The following is a 24,567-nucleotide window of genomic DNA, read 5'->3' on the forward strand; positions in this document are numbered from 1 at the left end:
AGGCCGTGCTCATCGGTGCGGCAACAAGGAGAAAACTCCATGAAGATATTGCGTGTCCCTTTGTTGATGATCGGTTTGCTGCTCTGCGCCCAGGGTTTCGCCGCCACCGAGCAACAGAACAAGATGACCACCTGCAATGCTGACGCTACCGCGAAAACCCTCAAGGGAGACGAACGCAAAGCCTTCATGAGCAATTGCCTCAAAGCTGCACCCGCCGCCGATGCCGCTAAACCCCTGACGCCTCAGCAAGAGAAAATGAAAACCTGCAACGCCGATGCTGCCACTCAGGCACTCAAGGGCGATGCGCGCAAAGCCTTCATGAGCGATTGCCTGAAGAAAAAATAAACATTGGAGCGGGATATGTGGGGGCTGTGAGAACCTCTTCGCGAGCAGGCTCGCTCCCACAATGGATCTGTGTACGCAGGGCAAATGTGGGAGCGAGCCTGCTCGCGAAGGGGGCGGGAAGGGCACTGAAAAAAGTCGCCAGCGCCCCCACTAAGGTCGACCTACACAATTCCTAGTGCTGGCATCGGAACGCTGGCAGACTGCCAATCCTTTTACGCCGTTCGTTTTGAGGCTGTATGCCAACGTTTTCTCAACGCCAAGTCTTGTTGTCAATCAGTTGGGTCATCATTTTCGGCGGTTTGTTGCTGGTGATCCCGCTGCGATTACTGCCCAGTCTGCTGGCCGGGCTGCTGGTATTCGAACTGGTCAACATGCTCACCCCGCAATTGCAGCGCCTGATCGAAGGTCGGCGTGCGCGCTGGCTGGCGGTGGCGTTGTTGGGAACGCTAGTGGTCAGTGTGTTGACGCTGATCTTTGCCGGTGCCTTCAGCTTTCTGCTGCATGAAGCGGAAAACCCCGGCGCTTCTCTCGACAAATTCATGGTTGTGGTTGATCGGGCGCGCGGGCAACTGCCGCCGTTCATCGACGCCTATCTGCCCGCCAGCGCCGCCGAGTTCCGCGTGGCGATTGGCGAGTGGGTGAGCAAACACCTCAGCGACTTGCAGCTGGTGGGCAAGGACGCGGCGCACATGTTTGTGACGCTGCTGATCGGCATGGTGCTGGGGGCGATCATTGCCTTGCAGCGCGTGCCGGACGTGACCAAGCGCAAGCCCTTGGCCGCCGCGCTGTTCGACCGCTTGCACCTGCTGGTCCAGGCGTTTCGCAACATCGTGTTCGCCCAGATCAAGATTTCCCTGCTCAACACCTTCTTCACCGGGATTTTCCTGGCGGTGGTCCTGCCGATGTTCGGGATCAAGCTGCCACTGACCAAAACCCTGATCGTGCTGACCTTTCTGCTCGGCTTGTTGCCGGTGATCGGCAACCTGATGTCGAACACCCTGATCACCATCGTCGGTCTGTCGCTGTCGATCTGGGTGGCCGTGGCCGCGCTGGGTTACCTGATTGTTATCCACAAGCTCGAATACTTTCTCAACGCGCGCATCGTTGGCGGGCAGATCAGTGCCAAGTCGTGGGAGTTGCTGCTGGCGATGCTGGTGTTCGAGGCCGCGTTCGGCCTGCCGGGGGTGGTGGCGGGACCGATTTATTACGCGTACCTGAAGAGTGAGTTGAAGCAGGTGGGGATGGTTTGATCAGGTAGAGATGTATTGCCTGATCTGGCCCCTTCGCGAGCAGGCTCGCTCCCACAGGGGAACGCATTCCAATGTGGGAGCGAGCTTGCTCGCGATGGGGGCGCCTCGGTTTAGGATCAGTCCATGTTGCCGTAGCGCTTCATCGCTTCAATCGCCAAGCCACTGCCGATACTGCCGAAGATGTTCCCTTCCACATGCCGCGCGTTCGGCAACATCGCCGAGACGCTGTTACGCAGTGCCGGAATTCCGCTCGAACCCCCTGTGAAAAACACCGTATCCACCTGATCGACCCGCACGTTGGCGTCGTTCAGTAGCTGGGTCACGCTGTTGCGCACGCGCTCCAGCAGGTTGTCGATGGCCGATTCGAACAGTGCCCGGCTCAACTCCACGCTCAAACCCGGTTCGATGCGGTCCAGCGGCACATGGCGGCTGTCGGCGTGGGTCAGCTGGATCTTGGTTTCTTCCACTTCCATGGCCAGCCAGTGGCCGGCGCGCTGGTCGATCAGCTTGAACAGGCGATCGATGCCGCCGGTGTCTTCGATGTCGTAACGCATGCTGCCCAGCGCCAGGGTCGACTTTTGCGAATACACCGAGTTGATGGTGTGCCAGGTCGCCAGGTTCATGTGGTGGCTGGTCGGCATGTAGGCGCCGCTCTTCATCCGGCTGCCATAGCCGAACAGCGGCATCAGGCCTTGCAGGCTCAGCTGCTTGTCGAAATCGGTCCCGCCGATGTGCACGCCGCCGGTGGCGAGGATGTCATCGTGACGGTTGTCGTGGGTACGGCGTTCAGGGGACAGGCGCACCAGCGAGAAGTCTGACGTACCACCGCCGATGTCGACGATCAGGACCAGCTCTTCTTTTTCAATGGTCGATTCATAGTCGAAGGCCGCCGCAATCGGTTCGTACTGGAACGAAACATCTTTGAAACCGATGGCGCGGGCCACGTCCACCAGAGTGTTTTCGGCTTCCTGGTCGGCCATTTCATCGTCATCGACGAAGAACACCGGACGACCCAGTACCACTTCCTCGAACTCGCGACCGGCGGCGGTTTCGGCGCGCTTCTTCAGCTGGCCGATAAACAACCCGAGCAGGTCCTTGAACGGCATTGCCGTGCCGAGGACGCTGGTGTCGTGCTTGATCAGCTTGGAGCCCAGCAGGCTCTTGAGCGAGCGCATCAACCGGCCTTCATAGCCTTCCAGGTACTCGTGCAGCGCGAGGCGGCCGTAAACCGGGCGGCGTTCTTCCATATTGAAGAAGACCACCGAAGGCAGGGTGATCTTGTCGTCCTCCAGCGCGATCAGCGTTTCCATGCCGGGGCGCAGCCAGCCGACGGTGGAGTTGGACGTGCCGAAGTCGATACCACAGGCACGGGCTGGAGATGCGTTTTTCATGTCTTTCGAGTTCCGGTTAAAAAACGGCCGCGCAGTGTATGTCAGTGCGGCGCAGATTCGAAGGCCGACTATCCGCTAAATCTCAGCGATTAGCGCCTTGATAAGACGGGCAGATGCCCCAAACTTGTCTGCATTGGGCCTGGCAGCCATCGGGCGGTCGCAAGAACCGCCCTCCGCTGCCGATAAACTTCTGATGCGCTACCCGGTCACAACCTTGAGATCGGTCAACCTCGCGGCTGCCAATAAGCGCATGCTGCCGGTGGTGGCGCGATATCGATAACGGATGGTGATCCTTAGATGGACTTCAAAGACTATTACAAGATTCTCGGTGTGGAACCGACGGCGGACGATAAGACGATCAAGGCCGCCTATCGCAAGCTGGCGCGTAAATATCACCCGGACGTCAGCAAGGAAAAGGACGCCGAGTCCAAATTCAAAGATGCCTCGGAAGCCTATGAAGCGTTGAAAAGCGCCGACAAGCGCGCCGAATACGACGACTTGCGCAAATACGGCCAGCACGGCCAACCGTTCCAGGGCCCGCCGGGTTGGCAGGGTCGTGGCGCAGGCGGTTTTGGCGGTGGTCAGGACACGGGCGATTTTTCGGACTTCTTCAGTTCGATTTTCGGCAACCGTGGCCCTGGTTTTGGTGGTGGACAGTCGGGCCGTAGCGCCGGACGTCGAGGGCAAGACGTGGAAATGGAACTCGGGATTTTTCTGGAAGAAACCCTTTCGAACGAATCGAAGAAGGTCACCTTCCAGGTGCCGCAGTACAACGCTGCCGGCCAGCATGTCAGCAACACCAGCAAAAGCCTGAACGTGAAGATCCCGGCCGGCGTGGCCGACGGCGAGCGCATCCGCCTCAAGGGCCAGGGTGCACCGGGCACTGGTGGCGGGGCCAATGGCGACTTGTTCTTGATCATTCGCTTCGCGCCGCACCCCAAGTTCGACGTCGAAGGCGAGAACCTGATCATTACCTTGCCGCTGGCTCCGTGGGAATTGGCCTTGGGCGCCGAAGTGGCAGTGCCTACACTGACAGGCAAGATCAACCTCAAGGTTCCGGCCGGCAGTCAGAATGGCCAGCGCATGCGCGCCAAGGGCCACGGTTTGATGAACAAGGCCGGTCATCGCGGTTATCTGTTTGTACAACTCAAGGCCGTCATGCCTAAAGCCTCGGACGACGAGGTCAAGGCGTTGTGGCAGGAACTGGCGAAAAAAGCGGCTTTCAATCCCAGAGAAAACTTCTGATCCAAGAGACGGAGTAGCCCATCATGAGCAACCCCCTGATCGTTCAACTGGACATGGCAGAATTCTGTGAGGCGACCGACCTGTCGGACGTCTACGTGATCGAGATCGTCGAACACGGCATCCTCGAACCTCAGGGCAACCAGCCCAAGGATTGGCGTTTCAACGATTACGAGCTGGCGCTGGCCAAGCGTGCCGCCAAGCTGCGGCACGATCTGGAGCTGGAATGGGAAGGCGTCGCCCTGGCGCTGGACCTGCTTGAAGAAGTGCAGCAACTGCGCGCTGAGAACCGCATGCTCAAGCAGCGGTTGGGGCGGTTGGTGATCGAGTAGTTCAACATCAAAAGATCGCGCACGCACCGAATATGTCCGGTGTACGTCGAAGCGCTGTGTAGTACTACGGAGCCTCTGGCTGATCAAAATTATCCAGCGCCCGATTCACCAACAACAACCCTAACGAAATCATCTGCTGAGTCGCCAGCGCCACATGTCGGATGAAACAGCGTGTGGCGAGGGCATAAGACCAACGGAAAATAAGGGTGTTATATATGTATGTTCAACACTTAAATAGTTGAACGATCACTCTATTGATCGGTCGTCGGTCGAGCAGCTTTTTAGTCTTTTATTTTAGGGGGTGACACTTAAGCTGATCGCTTCTATCGTCATTTTTGGTTGTTGCATAATGTCTGAATTAAAAGAGTTGGAAAAAGCAGAGCGAAGGCTTGTTGCTGTCGTTGTAAATAGTGGTCCTCACTATGTCCGTATTCTCCAGGTACTGCCGAAAGCAATACACTTCGCGCCAGACTCCAGGTTGTTATCGCTGGACGCTGCACCCGTAACTTTCCCCGATTGGTACATGAATGCATCCAGCCTCAATCGGCACTACCTCAAGGAACTGGTCGAGGAGCGCTGGCGCTCGCAGGCAAAGGTCGACGGCCCGCTGGAAAACCTGCAACAGGACATTCAGGCGTTTGCCAAACCCTTGCTTTCCACGCTCATCAGGTCGAATTTCAACTCCCGTGTCGACGTCAGCACGCTGACGCTGAAGCTGTATGTTCCGGACCGGATTATCTTTGGCATCGACAGTGGCGCCAGCCGTCAGCGCGAATCCACGCTGCTAGAGGCGGCGCTGCATAACTTCGAAGAACCGGAAACCGCTGAGGATTATTTCAGGACCGGTTCCGGTGTGTACTCCAGAAACTATAGAGGGGAGTTAAAACTCGATAAAGCGATGACGGTCGCGAAAATTGCCACCCTGTGTCGACGTCTGGACGTGGGGGCGCAGTATCAAACCCATATAAAAAGCATTCTGTTACCGCCCGACCCGAAGGCGCGCCAGTTATTGGAACAGAATGCGGTGGCGGCGCAGAAGGCCGCATTTAACCTGGCCGCGCTGATGGCTTACTTGAAAAAAGACATCAGCGAATATGCCTACAGCACACTTCAACTCGTGCGCGATAACAAAAGCGATATCACCATTCATGATCAGCCGCTGCACCAGCATCGACTCTCGCTGATGGGCTTCCCGTTGCACGGCATCGTGTTGTTCAGTGCAGTGAGTCAGCCGTCCCGGCTCAAGCCGTTGGTCGACGCCTTGACGCCCGACGCGCTGAAGTTCTGGAGCAACTGGTCACAACGCGTGCCGGTGCTGAGGGGCAGTGATTACGACAAGTTCAAACTGCTGCAATCGTTCCTGGCCAACGGTCCTGCTGGTATGCATGAGGACATGCTGCGTCACGACGATATCTATCAGCAAAGCCGTTTGGATGGGACGGTGATTGCCTATGTTCCGGACGATCCCCTGCATCCGCTGAAAGAGTACAACTCGCTCGCCGACTTCATGAAAGAGCTGATCAGCCAATTGCGCGAAGCGAAGTATCAGGCGTTTTTCAGCCGTTTCGTGAGGCAAAAGGACAAGGGCAAATTCTTCGTCCGGGTCAACGAACGGTTGACGCGGATTGTCTGGCAGCAACGCGAACCGTTGGACATGGGCCCCTGGTGGCGGGAAAGCGCAGTCGAAAATCCCACCGCCGAGCCCATCACCAACCGGATTGCCGGCGATCTGTGGCAATGGCTGTATGTCGACACGCGCGATAAAGCCATCGCCGATGCGCGCGTCATCGCGGTGCCGACCGGCGATGAAGATGCCGCGACACGCTGGAGGCGGCTGACTAGCTACCTGGACATTGGCTGGAACATTTTCAACTTCGTCGGGATGCTGATTCCGGGTGTGGGTGAAGTGCTGTTGGGCGTGATGGTCGCGCAGATGGTCGACGAGTTGGTGGAGGGCCTCGAAGACTGGAGCAAGGGTGACCGGGAGGAGGCGGCGTCCCACATCAACGGGGTGCTGATCAATTTTGCCCAATTGGCGCTGATGGGGGCCGGGCATGTGTTGCCGGGCGGTGCGGCGGCCGCCGTTAAACCGAGCGCGTTGATCGACAGCCTGAAACCGGTGGAGGTGCCCGGTGGCAAGACCCGCCTGTGGAAGCCCGACGTCGGGCCTTACGAGCACCCGGTGGCGCTGCCGGCCAATGCCATGCCCAACGACATCGGCCTGTATGAGCACGGCGGCAAGCCGTGGCTGCGGCTGGAGGAAAAGTACTATCAGGTGAGCCAGGACCCGGTGACGGGGCAGCACCGACTGGAGCATCCACAGCGCCGCACGGCCTACAAACCGCGGGTGGAACACAACAACGCCGGCGCCTGGAAGGTCGAGATCGAGCAACCGCTGGAATGGGACGCGAAGCGGTTGATGCGGCGCCTGGGTTACTCGGCGGACGCGTTCAGCGATGCCGAGCTTGCGCAGATCCTGGACATCAGCGGCACCCATGAAAGTGTGTTGCGCAAAATGTACGTCGAAAACGAACCTGTGCCGCCGCTGTTGGCCGATGCGCTCAGCCGATTTGACGCCTATAAACAGACCGAGCGCTTGATCGCTCAGATAAACAGCGATGAGTCTGCAACGATTACCGCGAGCAGAAAGCGGGAGCTGTTCAATGATCGCTATGCCAGCCAGCACGCGAGCGCAGACCCGCACGTCACTCTGATTAAAAGTCGTTTTTCCGGTATTCCCACCCGTATGGTCGAAGACCTGTTGGCCGGTGCATCGAGTGCGGAGCGCGAACAAATGGCCAAATGGGACTTTGCGGACACTCGACAAACCAAGCCCATCCCGCTGCGTCTGGCAGAGGCGTTACGCAACGCTCAACGTGAAGTGCGTCTGTCGCGGGCCTATGAGGGGCTTTATCTGGATGCGCTGCTGACCCGGGACACCGAGTGCCTTGCCCTCAACACCCTGGAAGCATTGCCGGGGTGGCCAGGCAACTTGCGCATTGAAGTCCGGGAGGGTTCCTTGCACGGGGAACTGCGCGCCAGTGTCGGGCCCGAGCAGGCCGCCGATCGCAAGGTTCTGTTGCGCAAGGACGATGGGCGTTACGAAACCCGTGATGGCGAGGATAGCCATTTGCATGGTGACGACGACCTGTATGCAGCATTGCAGCATGCCCTGCCGGATGCCCATCGCAGCGCGTTGGGCCTGCCTCATGTAGGGCAGGGGGCGCAGCTCAAGCTGCTGATCAGGCGGCATGCCCTGTCACGTACGGCTCTGCGCCAGGTTCTGCAGATGCAGCCGGTCAAACCCTTCTTCAAGAAGCCGACGCGTGGGGGCGATGGTCGTTTTGGTTATCCGTTGAGTGGCCGTGGGCAAAACATGCATAGGTTGCTCGCAGAGCGCCGCGACAGGGTTCGCAGGCTGTACCCCTCCTATGGCAACGCAGACATCGAACTTGTTCTGGCGCAGGCGGCGAATGCTCAGGGTCATCCGACTCTCCCGATGACGATTGATAACTATCTGGTCAATCTTGAGTTTGAGCTGGAAAGCCTGAAAAACGAGGCACAAACCTGGGTGGAAACACCCAGTACGCACGTCTTGCCCGATGGACGTACTGAGGTGGTCAGCCGGCAGGACAAACAGCGAGTGGCGGACTTGCTCCGCCAGTGCTGGCAAAGAGTGGACGTACCGGAAGGGGCAGGGGTGGGCTTTAACTCCGGGGGCTTGCTCAGCCTGGGTGGTCTGCGGGTTGGCGAGCTGCCGGTGATTTCCAGGGCGCAGTTTCTTCATGCCCCCTCGCTAGACCTCAGCGCTATGGCGCTTGGGGCGGTGTCGGATGCTTTTCTGGAAGCGTTCCCCAACGTGCGCGAAATAAGCCTGGAGAATAATCGACTGACACGTTTGCCGACGGCGCTGCGGGAGATGCGCTGGCTCGAGGCACTTGACGCGTCCGATAACCAGATTGCGTTAACGCCGCAGACCGTTGCGGTACTCGAAGAGTGCCCTGCATTACGGCAATTGTACTTGCGCGGTAATCCACTTGGGCGGGTGCCTGATTTCCGTCGCATGCCGACGCTACAGCAAATCAACCTGCGCCGCACTGCGCTCACCGAGTGGCCGGCGGGGCTGGATGCCTTGCCGAATCTGCAACGCGTCGATCTGCGCGATAACCTGATCACCCGGGTTCCAGACGACATCCTTAACCCTACTGACGAGCATGCAGCCGCTGCCGCGCGGGCATTTAGACGCACCACTCTGGACGGTAACCCGCTCACGCCTTCCGCCCTGGATGACTATGCACAGACCTGGATGCGCCTTTCCCGACCGCCCGAGATGCATGTGCCAATGGCACCGAGTGGGGTTCGCGACCCTCTGGCGAACTCCGGTGCGAGGCTTGAGCGCTGGATGCGAGACATTCCGGACAGCGAGCGTGCAATCAGGGAGGAGCAATGGCAGCTTTTGGAACAGACGCAAAACAATGCGAACGAGTTCTTCAAGTTGTTGGAGGACCTGGGGGAAACGGCCGAATACCGCAAGGCCTACCCGGATTTGCAGGCACGCGTATGGAAGATTCTGGATGCTGCCACACAATCCGAGGAGCTGCGTAGCGAACTGTTCCGTCTGGCCGGGGATGTAGAGACTTGCGCCGATGGGGCCAGTTTGATTTTCAGTCGGTTGGAGGTCAGGAACCTCGCCAACGAAGGCTTGAAGAGCGTCAATGCCGTGCAGGCCAAAGAGGAGCTTTCGACCTTGGCAAAAGGACTGTTCAGACTGGATGAAGTCGAGCGAATCGCACAGCAGGATATAGACGCTCGCATTCGTGTCATTGCGCAATCAAACGATACCCTGCGGAAGAAAGTTGAACGAGCCTTGCAGGTCGACAGAGTGGAGATCCGACTTGCCTATCGCATCGGTTTGAAGGATCGGTTGGGCTTGCCGGGGCAACCTGGACAAGCCATGTTTACAGAGATTGCCAATGTGACGACGCCGATGCTCGATGCTGCAGAGCAGCGGGTGCTGAATCTGAACAACTCCGCGCAGGAGTTTTTGGCGACCACTCAGCGTGATTTCTGGAGGGCGTTCCTGAAAAACAAATACTCCGATGAACTGCTGCTGGATCAAGAGCCAATGTGGGTGCGTCAGCAAGCGTTGGATGACGCACAACAAGGCATGACGAGTCAGGAGTACAAGCTCAAAAGCGACGAACTCAAGAGCGGGTTCAACGCGATGGAGCAAACATTTATTGAGCGCAAGACAAAGGTGGAATTACCCCAGCTGAACGCCGGGCAGTGAAGCTGCGACAGGGTTGATACGAGTCGCGCTCTAATAAATACGGATTTCCTTGATTAGCCCCACATGTTGCCAATTGTGCAGTGTTTGGGGCTTTTTTAATGCTCGTCGGGCGTTAAGCAATTGGCGGGGCATATGAGCAACGGCAGCGCAGACGCATGGCGTTATATATGTATTTTTCGCACTGCAATATTCGAACGGTCACTCTATTTTTTACGCGGGCGGTCGAGCAACTTTTTAGTCTTTTGTTTTATAGGGCACGATTTAAGCTGTTCGCTCCTATTGTTATGGTTGGGTTGTATCTAATGTCTGAATTAGAGTTGAATAGAATTACTGGTTTGACGCTGAACCGTCCGGGAGCTGATAAAAAACTGCCCCGCGAACTTATTGTCCAATCACTGCCCCGCGCGATAACGCAAGCGCCGATGAGACGTCTGTTGTCGCTGGACATTGCAAGTCCGCAATTTCCCGATTGGTACCTGGAAATGTCCAGCACCCATCGGCAACAGCTCAAAAAGCTGATTGACGTGCGCTGGCGGTTGCAAGAAAAGGTGGACGCGTCTCTGAAAGACCTGGAGCACGACATACAGGCATTTGCCAAGCCTTTGCTGGCCGAGGCGATCCGCTTGAATTTCAACTCAAGTGCCGACGTCAGCAAGCTGACGCTGAAGCTATATGTGCCGGACACGATTCTCCAGTTCATTGACGGGGGCGCCAGTTATCAGCGTAATTACTCGCTGCTGGAAGCCGCGTTGCATAACTTTGAAGCCGCCGAAACCGCTGAGGATTATTTCAGGACAGGCTCCGGTGTGTATTCCACGGATGCCAGAGGGGAGTTGCAGCTTGAAAGCACCATGACCGTCGAGAAAGTTACCACCTTATGTCGGAACCTGGACGTGGGTGCGAAGTATCAGGCTCATATAAAAAATATCCTGATGCCGCCCGATCTGAACGCCCGGAAGTTGTTGGAACGGGATTTGTTGGCGACGGAAAGGGCCAGTTTCAATCTGGCGGCGCTGATGGCGTACGTTAAAAAAGACATCGGAACGTATTCATATAACGTCCTTCAGCGGGTGCACGATGTCGCGCGTGAAATCAACTTCCATGGCCAGCCGCTGCACCCGCATCGGTTAACGCTGATGGGCTTTCCGTTGCACGGCATCGTGCTGTTCAGTGCCGTCAGCCAGCCGTCCAGGCTGAAATCGCTGGTCGACGCATTGACGGCGGATGAAATTAAAATCTTGAGCGACTTGTCGCATCGCGCGCCAGTGATGCCAGGAGATCATTACGGGAAGTTAAAACTGCTGCTGTCGTTTTTCACCAACGGTCCTTCCGGCGTCCAGGAGGACATGATGCGTCGCGAGGACCTTTATCAGCAAAGCCGTCTCGACGGCCCGCTGATTGCCTACGTGCCAGACGATCCGCTGCACCCCTTGAAAGAGTACAACTCCCTTGCCGACTTCATGAAGGAACTGCTCGGCCAGCTTCGCGATAAGCCCTATCAGGAGTATTTCAGCCGTTTCGTGAGGCAAAAGGACAAAGGACAGTTCTTCGCGCGGGTCAACGAGCGCTTGTCGCGTGTCGTCTGGCAGCAACGCGAGCCGTTGGATATGGGCCCCTGGTGGCGGGAAACCGCGCTCGAAAACCCCAATGCCGAGCCCATCACCAACCTGATTACCGATGACGTGTGGCAGTGGTTGTGTGTCGACAAACGCGACAAAGCCATTGCCGATGCGCGGGTCATCGCGGTGCCGACAGGGGACGAGGATGAGGCCGCACGGTGGAAGCGCCTGAGCTCTTATCTGAACATCGGCTGGAACGTGTTCAACTTTGTCGGAATGTTGGTGCCCGTGCTGGGGGAAGTCCTGCTGGGGGTGATGGTTGCGCAAATCGTCGATGAGCTGGTGGAAGGCATCGAAGACTGGAGCAAAGGGGATCGGGAAGAGGCCGCGTCCCACATCAACAGCGTGCTGATCAATTTTGCCCAGTTGGCGCTGATGGGGGTCGGTCACGTCCTGCCTCGGGGAGTCAGGGCGATCAAACCCAGCCCCCTGATGGACCGTCTCAAACCGGTGGAGATGCCGGACGGAAAGACCCGCCTGTGGAAACCCGACGTTGCACCTTATGCGCAGCGGGTAGAACTGCCCGTCAATGCCAAACCCAATGCCATCGGCCTGGTTGAGCAGGACGCCAGGCAATGGCTGCCAATGGAGGACAAGCACTACGAGGTGAGCCAGGACCCCGTGACCGGTCAGCATCGGCTGGAACATCCGGAGCGCGCCACGGCCTACAAACCGCGGGTGGAACACAACGACGCTGGCGCCTGGAAGGTCGAAACCGAACAACCGCTGGAATGGGACGCGGAGGGGGTGATGCGACGCATGGACAGCCGACTCGCCAACCACTCCGCGCAAACGCTGACCAAGATTCAGCGAGTGAGCGGTGTCCATGAAAACGTGCTACGCAGGCTGCATGTCGAACATGAGGCCCCACCCGCGTTGCTGCGCGATACCGTCACCCGTTTCGACGCCTACGGCGAGGCGGAACGGGTAACGCAGAAAATCCTGGCCAATCAGGTGCCGGACGAGATGATTGGCGTTGAAGCGGCCGCCATGGTCGCTATGCCGCGCTGGCCTGAGAGTCGCGCCATTGAAGTGTTTCAGGCAGAGAATCGCACCGGGCCTTCGGTCAGACACGGCAATGCAATGGCCACTGACCCGATGACGATCAAGATCAGCCGTTCCGAGCTGGCGGCCGGGAAACTGCCAGAGCGGGTGCTTGAGTCGTTGAATGAAGCCGACACGCGCACCCTGCTGGGCCATGAGATCGCACTCGATAAACCGACGCGTATCCAAACGCTACACCAGCAGATGGCCATGCAGGCAGGCAAACAGAAAAAAAGCCTGTTCGAAGCACTTTATAAAAAACGCGACGTTTCCAGCGATCCACGTGTGCAGCGAGTGCTCAATGAGATTCCGGAGCTGCCGGCCAGCGCAGCTCAGGAACTGCTGGAACAGGCCGAACCGGAAGATCTGCGACACCTGGCCGAAAAACAGCGCCTCTCGCTGCGTTTGCGCCAACAGGCCCGACACCTGCGCGACCGGGTGCGATTGAACCGTGCGTATGAGGGCCTGTACCTTGAGGAACTGGCCGGTGCCGACTCGCGCCGACTCGAGCTGGGCTCGCTGGCCAACCTGCCAGGTTGGTCCGACGAGGTGCGCATCGAAATTCGCGAGCTGGGATTCAACGGGAAACTGCATGCCAGCGTGGGGCCGGAAAAGGCGTCCATCCGCAAAGTACTGATTCTCGACGAGGACGGGCGCTACCAGACGCGGGACGCCGAGGATCAGCACCTGCACGGTACCGATGAGTTCTACGCTTCAGTCTTGCACGCCTTGCCGGATGCGCAGCGTGACGCGCTGGGGTATGGCATTCACGATGGCGCACGACTCAAGGCTGATGTACATCGCTCACCCCTGAGCCATGATCAGTTCGCCCCGACATTGCTTGAACATCCGATTCGTAAGTCGACTTACGACCCGCAAACCATGAAGCTGCTCGGGGGCATGGAAGGTTATCAACGCGCTGCTGGGGAACGTACTGCACGGCTTCGCGTGCGCAGCCTTTATCCAACGCTCACCGATACCGAACTCGATACGTTCATCGAGACCTTGCGCCAGCGAAACATATCGCTGGGCCCACAGATTCAAGCGCTTGAGATTGAATTGGACCAAATGGTTTCAACGCTGGAGCGGTGGGTGAACGGGCCGACCCGGGATTTTCGTGTCAGTCCCAGTGGCATTGCCGAGTGGAGAGCCAGGAGCACCATCGCCGTAAAAATCAAGCGGTGTTGGCAGCGCACCGGCCCCAGGCATATAGATTCGTATGGGAACGTTCTTGGTCAGACGCTGGACCTGAGTCACTTCAATTTGTACCTGCACATCGATCGCATGCCCAAGCTGGAGGCCAACTTCGATCACGTCACGCGTCTGTGGTTACGCAACACAGGGTTATCAAGCATCGAGCAACCGTTTCTTGAGTCCTTTCGCAACGTGCAAACGCTGGACGTGGCGCGTAATTCCCTGACGACGCTGCCGCAGAGTATTACCCAGATGCCGCACTTGACCGACCTGGACCTCACGAGAAACAAAATCGTGCTGCAGCCCGCGGATGTCGCAATGCTCAGGAACCGTACTCGACTGGTCGCTTTAAGTCTGGGTGAAAACCCGCTGGGGTTGTTGCCGGACATCAGTCGCATGCCCGATTTGCATACCCTGATATTGTCGGGTACAGGGGCCACTACCTGGCCTCCCGGGACTTTTACCTGGCCCCGGTTTCGACATTTTTTCCTGGATCTGCGCAACAACCCGCTGACGGATATTCCGCGGGTTGATCGGGGGACATGGAACGCCGAGCTGTTGGGGCGTACGTGGCTCAGCCGCGAACCTAGATGGATGTCAGCTGAAAACCTGGAAATTCTCAAAGATTATATTCGGTCGACGGGCATGGATCCTGACCGTGCGTACCCGCCCCGAGGTGTGCGCGCCAGCATCGATTGGGGGGCAGGCATTAGCCGGCGTGAGTGGGTAGCGAAGCAAGAGCTCTGGAACGAGGTTGAGGATGAATTCAATTCGACCGATTTTTTCGAAGAGATCGAAACCCTTACCCGGTCTAAAGACTTCACCGCCAGCCGCGCCTATCGGACTGATCTGACGGCCAAAGTTTGGCGAATGCTGGAGACAATGGCTGAGGACGCCAAGTTAAGACAAAAATTCTTCATGGAGGCCAACGCACGATCGAGCTGCGTCGACGGAGCCACACAGCTTTTCAACGTCCTGGGTGTGGATGTGCTGGTTCAAGAAGCTAAAAAGCTGGGCAACAACGGTTTGATCGAAGCTGAGCTGGTGAGTCTGGCAAAAGGCAAGTCGCGGCTGGATGAGGTCGGGAGAATCGCCAGGCGTCATATCGAGGCTCGAGAGGCCGCGGGGGAGCGATTTCGACGTGAAAATGCCGCCGGTGATATCACCGGAACGATTGATGAGGTCGAGGTTCACCTGGCCTTTATGACGGATCTGGCAGAACGGCTGGACCTGCCGTGGCAGGCCCGCGGCATGCAGTTTCGTAATATGGCAGGCGTCACCAGTAAAATGATCGAAGATGCCTATCAGAGGATTCTGGGGCTGGAGGAGGGCAATTTGCTGCGTGATTCGATTGCCGAGCAGCCATTCTGGAGTTCTTTTGTCGAGAGTTCCAACCGGGCACGCTTCCGAGCTATTGATCGCAAGACAGTTGCCACGACCGAGTTCAAGGAAGCCCTGGATGCAAGAGCGCGCAGCGCGAACTTTTCACCGGAGGAGAAAGCCGGATTGAAAGAGCAGATCCGCGTCCTGGCCGCTGAACTCGGCCAGCCGGAAAGTGCTATCGCTCTGGGCGAGGTCATGACGGACGAGGTCTATGAACAAGAGCTGGCCTTGATTAGAAGCGAGCGTGAAGCCTTGTTACTGCAACTGACTCAGAACGCCATGGATCGGGCCAAACTGAATCGGGTGGAGATGCCTTTCAAAGTTGATGCGGGCAGCTGATCACTGCACGTTTAGCCTCAATGCGAGGCGTCATGCTTCGCATTGAGGCCTAGATAGCAAACGGGTCAGAACAGAAAGTAACGCTGAGCCATCGGCAGCACATCCGCCGGTTCACACCACAGCAAAACCCCGTCAGCCTTGACCTGATAAGTCTGCGGATCGACGTCGATGTTCGGCAGGTAATCGTTGTGTATCAGGTCGGTTTTCTGCACCTCGCGGCAACCTTTGACCACAGCGATTTTCTTCTTCAAACCCAGGGCTTCTGGAAGTCCCGCCTCCTGCGCCGCTTGGCTGATAAACGTCAGGCTGGTGGCATGTAGCGAACCACCGTAGCTGGCAAACATCGGACGGTAATGCACCGGTTGCGGTGTCGGGATCGATGCGTTGGCATCGCCCATCAGGCTGGCCGCGATGGCGCCGCCTTTGAGGATCAGCGTCGGTTTGACCCCGAAAAACGCCGGGCGCCAGAGCACCAGATCGGCCCATTTACCCACTTCGACCGAGCCCACTTCATGGCTGATGCCGTGGGTGATCGCCGGGTTGATCGTGTACTTGGCGATATAGCGTTTGGCGCGGAAGTTATCGTTGCCTTCGCCATCACCTGCTAGCTGCCCGCGCTGCTTTTTCATCTTGTCGGCGGTCTGCCAGGTGCGTGTGATGACTTCACCGACCCGGCCCATGGCCTGGCTGTCGGAGCTGATCATCGAGAACGCGCCGAGGTCGTGGAGGATGTCTTCGGCAGCGATGGTTTCGCGGCGGATACGGCTTTCGGCGAAGGCCACATCTTCGGCAATGCTTGGGTCCAGGTGATGGCAAACCATCAGCATGTCGAGGTGTTCATCGATGGTGTTGCGGGTGAACGGCCGGGTCGGGTTGGTGGAACTCGGCAGCACGTTGGCAAACCCGCAGGCCTTGATAATGTCCGGGGCATGACCGCCACCGGCGCCTTCGGTGTGATAGGTGTGGATGGTGCGGCCCTTGAAGGCGGCGAGGGTGGTTTCGACGAAGCCCGATTCGTTGAGGGTGTCGGTGTGGATCGCCACCTGCACATCGTACTGGTCGGCGACGTTCAGGCAGTTGTCGATGCTCGCCGGAGTGGTGCCCCAGTCTTCGTGCAGCTTGAGGCCGATGGCGCCGGCCTTGACCTGCTCGATCAACGGTTCCGGCAGGCTCGCGTTGCCCTTGCCGGTGAAACCGATGTTCATCGGGAACGCATCGGCGGCCTGGAGCATCCGCGCCAGGTGCCACGGCCCGGACGTGCAGGTGGTGGCATTAGTCCCGGTGGCCGGGCCGGTGCCGCCGCCGATCATGGTGGTGACACCGCTCATTAGTGCTTCTTCGATCTGCTGCGGGCAGATGAAATGGATGTGCGTGTCGATGCCGCCCGCGGTCAGGATCATGCCTTCACCGGCGATGACTTCGGTGCTGGCGCCGACTGCGATGGTCACGTTCGGCTGTATGTCCGGGTTGCCTGCCTTGCCAATGGCAGCGATGCGCCCGTCCTTGAGGCCGACATCGGCTTTGACGATGCCCCAATGGTCGATGATCAACGCGTTGGTGATCAGCGTATCGACGACCTCTGCGGCGAGTAATTGGCTTTGACCCTGGCCGTCGCGGATGACTTTGCCTCCGCCGAATTTCACTTCTTCGCCGTAGGTGGTGAAGTCCTTTTCTACTTCGATCCACAGCTCGGTGTCGGCCAGTCGGACCTTGTCACCGACGGTGGGGCCGAACATGTCGGCGTAGGCCTGACGGGAAATCTTCATTCGTTCGCCTTGAGATTCAATTGAATTTGAAATCGTTCGCTGCGCTCACTTTCGCGAGCAGGCTCGCTCCCACAGTTGATCGCATTTCCCTGTGGGAGCGAGCCTGCTCGCGAAGGGGCCAGTGCAGACACCGCATTAGTCAGAGGTCACCCATGATCCTGCCGGCAAACCCGAACACCCGGCGATGTCCGGCCAGGTCTACCAACTCGACCTCGCGGCTCTGTCCCGGCTCGAAGCGCACGGCGGTGCCGGCGGGGATGTTCAGGCGCATGCCGCGGCTGGCGGCGCGGTCGAAGGTCAGGGCGTCGTTGGTTTCAAAAAAATGGTAATGCGAGCCGACCTGGATCGGTCGGTCGCCGCTGTTGGCCACCTTCAGGCTGAGGGTGCGGCGGTCAACGTTGAGTTCGATGTCGCCGGGCTGGATCTGGTATTCACCGGGAATCATCAATGGGCTCCCTGGAGAATCTTGTAGTAGAGCGCGGTCGGTTTGTAGAGGCCGCTCGGGTCGCAGGCGTAGTCGGGGATTTGGCCCGCTCGGGTGTAACCCAGCGCCTTGTAGAAGTCTTCGGCAGGGGAGCCGGCCTCGGTGTCGAGGTAGAGCATGCCACGTTTGTGCTGGAGGGCGGCCGTTTCCAGCGCGCTCATCAATTGCTGGCCCAGACCACGACGACGGGCGTGTTCACGCACCAGCAGTTTCTGCACTTCGGCACGGTTCAGGCCATTGGCTTTCTGGCACAGGGTCAGTTGCACGCTGGCCTGCACTTGCTCGTCCTTGACCACCACCCACAGCAGCACGTTGCCCTTGTTCAGGTTCTCCTGGACATCATCGAAATAGGCTCGGGCCTGGGTGGCGTCCAGATTGGCCATGAACCCGACGCTGGCGCCATAGCCGACGGCGTCGAGCAGCAGGTCAATCAAACCCTGACGATAGTGCGCAAAGCTTTCAACATTGACGCGGCGCAGTTGGGCGGCGTTCATGGCGAATTACTCCTTGTTGACGGTCGGCGGTTCCGCGCCAGGATTGAGGGTCAGTTGCATAAAAGTCAGGTCCAGCCAGCGACCGAACTTGGTGCCCACCTGGGGCATCTGGCCGGTCGTCACGAAACCGGCTCGTTCATGCAGGCGAATAGACGCGGCGTTACCGCTTTCGATGGCGGCGACCATCACATGTTTGTCGCAGCCTTTGGCGCGCTCGATCAATGCGGTTATCAATTGCGGGCCGAGACCATTGCCACGCTGGTCGCTGCGCACGTAAACCGAATGCTCGACGGTGTGGCGGAACCCGTCGAACGGCCGCCAGTCACCAAATGAAGCGTAGCCCAGCACCGTGTTATCACCGTCGACGATCACCAGAATCGGGTAACCCTGGGATTGCCGGGCGCTGAACCAGGCCTGGCGGTTACCCAGGTCCACGGCCTGTTCGTTCCAGATGGCCGTGGTGTTGAGCACGGCATCGTTGTAAATGTCCCGGATCGCCGGCAGGTCAGCATGCAGTGCATCGCGAATTTCGTAAGTCATGACGCGGCCTCAGGCGATCGGTTGGTGAACGGTGACCAGTTTGGTGCCGTCGGGAAAGGTCGCTTCTACCTGGATCTCCGGGATCATTTCCGGGATGCCTTCCATCACTTGTTCGCGGCTGAGCAGGGTGGTGCCCAAGTGCATCAACTCGGCCACGGTCCGACCGTCACGGGCTCCTTCGAGCAGCGCCGCGGAAATGTAGGCCATGGCTTCCGGGTAATTGAGTTTCACGCCGCGAGCCAAACGCCGCTCGGCCACGAGGCCGGCGGTGAAGATCAACAGCTTGTCTTTTTCGCGTGGGGTCAGGTCCATCGTTTGGAATCCATCTGGGCAGTTTTGTGAGGTTCTTGCGGTGTGTGGGTGTCAATGAAAACCACCCCTCACCCTAGCCCTCTCCCCAGAGGGGAGAGGGGACTGATCTCGGGTGTTTTTAATGGCCCAGATCAGTCAGCAATATTCTTTGAGCCTGTTCAATTTTTTAAGCACAACTCGGTCAGGCTCCCTCTCCCCTCCGGGGCGGTCCGACGTTTCGGGAGGGCGGGGGGTGAGGGGTGGCTCTCAAGTACTCCAAATCCTCGGCGGCAAAGCCTCGCGTCCCAATAGCGCCGGGCGCAGTAGTTGCCACAAATCAATCAACCAACCCCGCGCCAACAGCGCTTCGCTGGCCAGGCATCGTGCAACCAAAAGCCCCGGCAACTGCGTCAAATCCCCACGCACGTCATGGGTCAGCGAACGGCACCTCTCCAACAATTCACTATCAACCTCCCCAGTCACCAGCAATGTCGCAAACACCGGTTGCCCATCCAGCCCAATCGGCGAATCAAGCAAACCATCACCTCCGACAATGCGCTGGCGTTCATGCCAGAGCAACTGGCCGTCGCGGCGGATGTCCAGCTGCGCCTGAAAATGTCCGAGGTCGAAGCGCTCGCCGCTGGCCGGGCGACCCAGCGCCACCACGTCCCAGTAAAACAACCGCGCGTCGCCTTCCAGATCAATCGAGGTGCTGAGCTCCGCCTGGGCGTCGCTGAAGATAATCGTCTCTTGCGGCAGCCACTCCAGTGTCGCGCCGGGGGCTACTTTCAAGTCGAGCTTCTGATAGGCAGGCCCCGCCGCGCGATACCACTTGGCCGCGCCAGGGCTGGTGATTTGCGCCCAGGCATCAGGGCCGACACTGGCCGAGATGTCCAGCCGGTCGCCACCGGCAATCCCGCCCGGCGGGTGCACGATGATGTGCTGGCAAACTTCCGGTCCTTCGGCATACAGATGCTTCTGCACCCGCAGCGGGCCTTTGTGGCGGCGCTGAACCGGACGCGTACTGTCGCCGAATCGGGCGTAGCCGAGTTCCAGCTCAGCGTGCCAGCTCGGGGTAAACAGGGCAGCGGGGAGAGGTAAATTCATATTTTCTGATTATCGTCAGGACGCTGCAGATTAGATCGTAACCAGGCCACGCACACCCTCGGCTTCCATATTTTCTCCGCGACCCTGTTGCACGATTTCGCCCCGGGACATCACCAGGTACTGATCGGCCAGTTCGGCGGCGAAATCATAGAACTGCTCCACCAGCAAAATCGCCATATCACCACGGGCCGCAAGCTTCTTGATCACTGCGCCGATTTCCTTGATCACCGACGGCTGGATGCCTTCGGTGGGCTCGTCGAGAATCAGCAGGCGTGGACGGCTGGCCAACGCTCGGCCGATCGCCAATTGCTGCTGTTGGCCACCGGACAAGTCACCGCCGCGCCGCTGCTTCATCTGCAGCAGCACCGGAAACAGTTCGTAGATGAACGCCGGGACTTCCTTGGCTTCAGCACCGGGAAAACGCGACAGGCCCATCAACAGGTTTTCTTCCACGGTCAGCCGCCCAAAAATTTCCCGCCCCTGAGGCACGTAAGCGATCCCGGCGTGAACCCGCTGGTGTGGCTTGAACGCGGTGATCGTTTTGCCTTCCCAGTTCACCGCGCCCTCTTTGGCCGGCAACAAACCCATCAGGCACTTGAGCAGCGTGGTCTTGCCCACGCCGTTGCGCCCGAGCAGGCAGGTGACTTCACCGACCTTCACCTCAAACGTCAGGCCGCGCAGGATGTGGCTACCGCCGTAATACTGGTGCAGCTTGTCGACTTGCAGCATTCTCAGATTCTCCTCAACTCCCTGTAGGAGTGAGCCTGCTCGCGATAGCGGTCTTGCAATCAACAGGTATGTTGTCTGAACCACCGCCATCGCGAGCAGGCTCACTCCTACAGTTGGATAGGTGTTTGCAGGTCTAGCGACCGAGGTAAACCTCGATCACCCGTTCGTTGTCCTGCACCTGCTCCAGCGACCCTTCGGCCAACACGCTGCCCTGGTGCAGCACGGTGACATGGTCGGCAATCGATCCGACGAAGCCCATGTCGTGTTCCACCACCATCAGCGAATGCTTGCCCGCGAGGCTCTTGAACAGTTCGGCGGTGAATTCGGTTTCGGCGTCGGTCATGCCCGCTACCGGCTCGTCGAGCAGCAGCAGTTGCGGGTCCTGCATCAGCAACATGCCGATTTCCAGAAACTGCTTCTGACCGTGGGACAACAAGCCCGCCGGACGATTGACCGACGTGGTCAGGCGAATGGTCTCCAGCACTTCGCTGATGCGATCTTTCTGTTCGCCACTCAGGCGAGCCCGCAGGCTGGCCCACACCGACTTGTCGGTTTTCTGCGCCAGTTCCAGGTTTTCAAAAACGCTCAAGGCTTCGAACACTGTCGGCTTCTGGAACTTGCGACCGATGCCGGCCTGGGCGATTTGCACTTCGCTCATCTGCGTCAGGTCGAGGGTTTCACCGAACCAGGCCTTGCCGTGACTCGGACGGGTCTTGCCGGTGATCACGTCCATCAGCGTGGTCTTGCCCGCGCCGTTGGGGCCGATGATGCAGCGCAATTCGCCGACGCCGATGTACAGGTTCAGATCGTTCAGCGCCTTGAAACCATCGAAGCTGACGCTGATGTCTTCAAGCGTCAGGATGGTGCCGTGGCGGGTGTTCAGGCCGGGGCCGACGCGTTGACCGAGGCCGATGGCGTCGCGGCTGCTGCCGGCGTCCCTGTTCGGTTCCAGTGGTGGAAAAAACGCCGGTTCGAGCATGAATTCAGCCGTCGCAGTGACTCTCATTGCTCACCTCTCTTTTTCAGCAGACCGATCACGCCTTTGGGCAGGTACAGGGTCACAACGATGAACAACGCGCCGAGGAAGAACAGCCAGTATTCGGGGAACGCCACGGTGAACCAGCTCTTCATTCCGTTGACCACCCCGGCGCCGAGCAGCGGACCGATCAGCGTGCCGCGACCACCGAGGGCCACCCAGACGGCGGCTTCAATGGAGTTGGTCGGCGACATTTCACTCGGGTTGATGATCCCGACTTGTGGCACGTACAGCGCACCGGCCAGACCACACAGCACCGCGCTCAACACCCAGACAAACAGCTTGAAACCCCGCGGGTCGTAGCCGCAGAACATCAGGCGGTTTTCCGCATCCCGCAGGGCGGTCAACACGCGACCGAACTTGCTCTGCGCCAGGCGCCAGCCGATAAACAGGCTCGCCACCAGCAACACCACCGTGGCAAAAAATAACACCGCGCGAGTCCCCGGTTCAGTAATGCCAAACCCGAGAATGGTGCGGAAGTTGGTAAAGCCGTTATTACCGCCAAACCCGGTTTCGTTGCGAAAGAACAGCAGCATCCCGGCGAAGGTCAGGGCCTGGGTCATGATCGAGAAATACACGCCCTTGATCCGCGAGCGGAAGGCGAAGAAGCCGAACACCAGCGCCAGCAACCCTGGCGCCAGCACCACCAGACACATCGACCAGAGGAAGCTGCTGGTGCCTGTCCAGTACCACGGTAATTCGGTCCACGACAGGAAGGTCATGAACGCTGGCAAGCTATCACCCGAGGCTTGGCGCATCAGGTACATGCCCATCGCGTAGCCGCCGAGAGCGAAGAACAAGCCGTGGCCGAGGGACAGCAGACCGGCGTAACCCCAGACCAGATCGAGGGCCAGCGCGACAATCGCGTAGCAAAGAATCTTGCCCACCAGCGTCAGCGTGTAAGCCGAGACGTGAAACGCACTGTCCGGCGACAACAACGACAGCAACGGCAACGTCAGCAGCAAAACGAGGATCACCGCGCCGACAGCGATCGTGACTTTGGGGCCGGCCTTTTGCGTGGCCGTGAGCATCAGGGGCTGGTTCATCAGTCGATCACCCGTCCTTTCAGTGCGAAGAGGCCTTGCGGACGTTTCTGAATGAACAGAATGATCAGCGCGAGGATCAGGATCTTGCCGAGCACGGCACCGATTTGTGGTTCGAGAATTTTGTTGGCGATGCCGAGGCCGAACGCGGCCAGCACACTACCGGCCAATTGTCCGACGCCGCCGAGTACCACCACCAGAAACGAGTCGATGATGTAGCTCTGGCCGAGGTCCGGGCCGACGTTGCCGATCTGACTGAGGGCTACGCCACCGAGTCCGGCAATGCCCGAGCCGAGGCCGAAGGCGAGCATGTCCACGCGCCCGGTCGGCACGCCGCAGCAGGCCGCCATGTTGCGGTTCTGGGTGACGGCGCGCACGTTGAGACCAAGGCGCGTCTTGTTCAACAGCAACCAGGTCAGCACCACCACAAACAGCGCGAACGCGATGATGACGATGCGGTTGTACGGCAGCACCAGGTTGGGCAGCACTTGAATCCCGCCCGACAACCACGCCGGGTTGGCCACTTCGACGTTCTGTGCACCGAACATCAATCGGACAAGCTGAATCAGCATCAGGCTGATGCCCCACGTGGCGAGCAGGGTTTCCAGTGGGCGGCCGTAGAGGTGGCGAATTACCGTACGTTCCAGTGCCATGCCGATGGCGGCGGTGACGAAAAACGCCACCGGCAACGCGATCAGCGGATAGAACTCGATGGCTTGCGGGGCGAAGCGCTGGAACATCAGCTGCACCACGTACGTCGAGTACGCGCCGAGCATCAGCATCTCGCCGTGGGCCATGTTGATCACGCCGAGCAGGCCGAAGGTGATCGCCAGACCGAGTGCGGCAAGCAACAGGATCGAACCGAGGGACATGCCACTGAAGGCTTGGCCGAGGATCTCGCCGATCAGCAGTTTGCGTTTGACCTGAGCGAGGCTGGTTTCGGCAGCGGTGCGTACGCCGGCGTCGGCTTCGACACCGGGTTGCAGCAAGCTTTCGAGGCGGGTGCGGGCCAGCGGGTCACCGGTTTCACCGAGCAGACGCACAGCGGCAAGGCGCACGGCCGGGTCGGTGTCCACCAGTTGCAGATTGGCCAGCGCCAGGCTTAAAGCTGCGTGAACGCTTTCATCTTTTTCGCCAGCCAGTTGCTGGTCGAGAAATTTCAACTGCGCCGGTTTGGCGCTTTTCTGCAATTGCTGCGCGGCGGCCAGACGGGTTTTGGCGTCGGTGGCGAGCAATTGGTGGCTGGCCAGCGCGGTGTCGATCAGACCCCGCAGGCGGTTGTTCAGGCGCAGGGTTTTCGGTTGGCCGTCGACGGTCAACTCGCCTTGTTGCAGGGCGTTGATCAGTTCGATGCGGGCCGGATCGGGCTGCGCAGCCCAGGACTCCAGAAGCTTGGCTTGCTGCATGGGATTGGCGGCGACGAAGTCTTCGGCGTCGCCGGCCTGTACAGCCATCGGCAGTAAAAGCGCAAGTGCAAAGATCAAGCGGTAAAGGGCGGTGGGCATATATAAGGCCTTGCGCGGGCTAAATGTAGGAGTGAGCCTGCTCGCGATAGCGGTCTATCAATCAACAGGTATGTTGTCTGTCCCACCGCTATCGCGAGCAGGCTCACTCCTACAGGGATATGTGTCGGTCCCGAGTGAAGTGC

At 58.9% G+C, this 24,567-nt stretch carries 18 protein-coding genes; 6 read left to right on the top strand and 12 right to left on the bottom strand.

Features of this window, described 5'->3' with window-relative positions:
* The first annotated feature begins 39 nt into the window (after positions 1–39).
* The gene (locus ACA056_RS02720; RefSeq protein ID WP_497270312.1) at positions 40–345 is read left to right on the top strand and encodes a PsiF family protein; all 306 of its coding nucleotides are present in this window, start codon (positions 40–42) and stop codon (positions 343–345) included.
* Positions 346–581: 236 nt separating this feature from the next.
* Positions 582–1,595 carry an AI-2E family transporter gene (locus ACA056_RS02725; protein ID WP_223433627.1) on the top strand — a complete coding sequence of 338 codons (1,014 nt, stop codon included), beginning with the start codon at positions 582–584 and terminating at the stop codon, positions 1,593–1,595.
* A gap of 116 nt (positions 1,596–1,711) precedes the next feature.
* Here the strand turns inward: ACA056_RS02725 and ACA056_RS02730 are convergent, their stop codons facing one another.
* Complete coding sequence (locus tag ACA056_RS02730) at positions 1,712–2,986, bottom strand: Hsp70 family protein (RefSeq protein ID WP_497270314.1); 1,275 nt, start codon at positions 2,984–2,986, stop codon at positions 1,712–1,714.
* Positions 2,987–3,283: 297 nt separating this feature from the next.
* Here ACA056_RS02730 and ACA056_RS02735 point away from each other — a divergent pair, with 297 nt between their 5' ends.
* Together ACA056_RS02735 and ACA056_RS02740 are read left to right on the top strand one after the other, a co-directional pair.
* Positions 3,284–4,231: a DnaJ C-terminal domain-containing protein gene (locus ACA056_RS02735; protein ID WP_497270316.1), complete on the top strand. Its 948-nt coding sequence runs from the start codon at positions 3,284–3,286 to the stop codon at positions 4,229–4,231.
* Between the two features lie 23 nt (positions 4,232–4,254).
* Positions 4,255–4,560: a chaperone modulator CbpM gene (locus ACA056_RS02740; protein WP_140677264.1), complete on the top strand. Its 306-nt coding sequence runs from the start codon at positions 4,255–4,257 to the stop codon at positions 4,558–4,560.
* 64 nt (positions 4,561–4,624) lie between these two features.
* On the opposite strand, the gene ACA056_RS02745 is transcribed toward ACA056_RS02740, so the two are convergent.
* Positions 4,625–4,714: a hypothetical protein gene (locus ACA056_RS02745; protein ID WP_497270318.1), complete on the bottom strand. Its 90-nt coding sequence runs from the start codon at positions 4,712–4,714 to the stop codon at positions 4,625–4,627.
* Positions 4,715–5,083: 369 nt separating this feature from the next.
* On the opposite strand from ACA056_RS02745, the gene ACA056_RS02750 reads away from it, so the two are divergent.
* Positions 5,084–9,850 (top strand): NEL-type E3 ubiquitin ligase domain-containing protein, encoded by a 4,767-nt coding sequence (locus tag ACA056_RS02750; RefSeq protein WP_497270320.1) that lies wholly within the window; start codon positions 5,084–5,086, stop codon positions 9,848–9,850.
* Between the two features lie 302 nt (positions 9,851–10,152).
* Positions 10,153–15,429 (top strand): NEL-type E3 ubiquitin ligase domain-containing protein, encoded by a 5,277-nt coding sequence (locus tag ACA056_RS02755; RefSeq protein ID WP_497270322.1) that lies wholly within the window; start codon positions 10,153–10,155, stop codon positions 15,427–15,429.
* A gap of 65 nt (positions 15,430–15,494) precedes the next feature.
* On the opposite strand, the gene ureC is transcribed toward ACA056_RS02755, so the two are convergent.
* From ureC to urtB, 10 genes are all read right to left on the bottom strand, one after another.
* Positions 15,495–17,195, bottom strand: a complete 1,701-nt coding sequence (ureC, locus tag ACA056_RS02760; RefSeq protein WP_497270324.1) for an urease subunit alpha — start codon at positions 17,193–17,195, stop codon at positions 15,495–15,497.
* Positions 17,196–17,334: 139 nt separating this feature from the next.
* Entirely contained in the window at positions 17,335–17,640 is a 306-nt protein-coding gene (locus ACA056_RS02765; RefSeq protein ID WP_497270326.1) for an urease subunit beta, read from the bottom strand.
* On the bottom strand, positions 17,640–18,173 hold the full coding sequence (locus tag ACA056_RS02770) for a GNAT family N-acetyltransferase (protein WP_497270328.1): 534 nt from the start codon (positions 18,171–18,173) through the stop codon (positions 17,640–17,642). Before ACA056_RS02770 ends, ACA056_RS02765 begins: the two co-directional genes overlap by 1 nt.
* 6 nt (positions 18,174–18,179) lie before the next feature.
* Positions 18,180–18,713: a GNAT family N-acetyltransferase gene (locus tag ACA056_RS02775; RefSeq protein WP_497270330.1), complete on the bottom strand. Its 534-nt coding sequence runs from the start codon at positions 18,711–18,713 to the stop codon at positions 18,180–18,182.
* 9 nt (positions 18,714–18,722) lie between these two features.
* A complete protein-coding gene (gene ureA / locus ACA056_RS02780) occupies positions 18,723–19,025 on the bottom strand; it encodes an urease subunit gamma (RefSeq protein ID WP_497270332.1) in 303 nt (100 codons plus the stop codon).
* Between the two features lie 246 nt (positions 19,026–19,271).
* Positions 19,272–20,111: an urease accessory protein UreD gene (locus tag ACA056_RS02785; RefSeq protein ID WP_497270334.1), complete on the bottom strand. Its 840-nt coding sequence runs from the start codon at positions 20,109–20,111 to the stop codon at positions 19,272–19,274.
* A 30-nt stretch (positions 20,112–20,141) separates the two neighbouring features.
* Positions 20,142–20,840: an urea ABC transporter ATP-binding subunit UrtE gene (gene urtE / locus ACA056_RS02790; RefSeq protein WP_218538667.1), complete on the bottom strand. Its 699-nt coding sequence runs from the start codon at positions 20,838–20,840 to the stop codon at positions 20,142–20,144.
* 133 nt (positions 20,841–20,973) lie between these two features.
* Entirely contained in the window at positions 20,974–21,846 is an 873-nt protein-coding gene (gene urtD / locus ACA056_RS02795) for an urea ABC transporter ATP-binding protein UrtD (protein WP_056746276.1), read from the bottom strand.
* The gene (urtC, locus tag ACA056_RS02800; RefSeq protein WP_497270337.1) at positions 21,843–22,922 is read right to left on the bottom strand and encodes an urea ABC transporter permease subunit UrtC; all 1,080 of its coding nucleotides are present in this window, start codon (positions 22,920–22,922) and stop codon (positions 21,843–21,845) included. Before urtC ends, urtD begins: the two co-directional genes overlap by 4 nt.
* The gene (urtB, locus tag ACA056_RS02805; RefSeq protein ID WP_497270339.1) at positions 22,922–24,424 is read right to left on the bottom strand and encodes an urea ABC transporter permease subunit UrtB; all 1,503 of its coding nucleotides are present in this window, start codon (positions 24,422–24,424) and stop codon (positions 22,922–22,924) included. Before urtB ends, urtC begins: the two co-directional genes overlap by 1 nt.
* Positions 24,425–24,567: the final 143 nt, after the last annotated feature.

Source organism: Pseudomonas sp. LBUM1666, assembly GCF_059695775.1.

Bases quoted from the DNA above. Each gene is read 5' to 3' on its own strand.
- ACA056_RS02720 (WP_497270312.1), top strand. From the start codon at position 40: ATGAAGATATTGCGTGTCCCTTTGTTGATGATCGGTTTGCTGCTCTGC.
- ACA056_RS02725 (WP_223433627.1), top strand. From the start codon at position 582: ATGCCAACGTTTTCTCAACGCCAAGTCTTGTTGTCAATCAGTTGGGTC.
- ACA056_RS02730 (WP_497270314.1), bottom strand. From the start codon at position 2,986: ATGAAAAACGCATCTCCAGCCCGTGCCTGTGGTATCGACTTCGGCACG.
- ACA056_RS02735 (WP_497270316.1), top strand. From the start codon at position 3,284: ATGGACTTCAAAGACTATTACAAGATTCTCGGTGTGGAACCGACGGCG.
- ACA056_RS02740 (WP_140677264.1), top strand. From the start codon at position 4,255: ATGAGCAACCCCCTGATCGTTCAACTGGACATGGCAGAATTCTGTGAG.
- ACA056_RS02750 (WP_497270320.1), top strand. From the start codon at position 5,084: ATGAATGCATCCAGCCTCAATCGGCACTACCTCAAGGAACTGGTCGAG.
- ACA056_RS02755 (WP_497270322.1), top strand. From the start codon at position 10,153: ATGTCTGAATTAGAGTTGAATAGAATTACTGGTTTGACGCTGAACCGT.
- ureC (WP_497270324.1), bottom strand. From the start codon at position 17,195: ATGAAGATTTCCCGTCAGGCCTACGCCGACATGTTCGGCCCCACCGTC.
- ACA056_RS02765 (WP_497270326.1), bottom strand. From the start codon at position 17,640: ATGATTCCCGGTGAATACCAGATCCAGCCCGGCGACATCGAACTCAAC.
- ACA056_RS02770 (WP_497270328.1), bottom strand. From the start codon at position 18,173: ATGAACGCCGCCCAACTGCGCCGCGTCAATGTTGAAAGCTTTGCGCAC.
- ACA056_RS02775 (WP_497270330.1), bottom strand. From the start codon at position 18,713: ATGACTTACGAAATTCGCGATGCACTGCATGCTGACCTGCCGGCGATC.
- ureA (WP_497270332.1), bottom strand. From the start codon at position 19,025: ATGGACCTGACCCCACGCGAAAAAGACAAGCTGTTGATCTTCACCGCC.
- ACA056_RS02785 (WP_497270334.1), bottom strand. From the start codon at position 20,111: ATGAATTTACCTCTCCCCGCTGCCCTGTTTACCCCGAGCTGGCACGCT.
- urtE (WP_218538667.1), bottom strand. From the start codon at position 20,840: ATGCTGCAAGTCGACAAGCTGCACCAGTATTACGGCGGTAGCCACATC.
- urtD (WP_056746276.1), bottom strand. From the start codon at position 21,846: ATGAGAGTCACTGCGACGGCTGAATTCATGCTCGAACCGGCGTTTTTT.
- urtC (WP_497270337.1), bottom strand. From the start codon at position 22,922: ATGAACCAGCCCCTGATGCTCACGGCCACGCAAAAGGCCGGCCCCAAA.
- urtB (WP_497270339.1), bottom strand. From the start codon at position 24,424: ATGCCCACCGCCCTTTACCGCTTGATCTTTGCACTTGCGCTTTTACTG.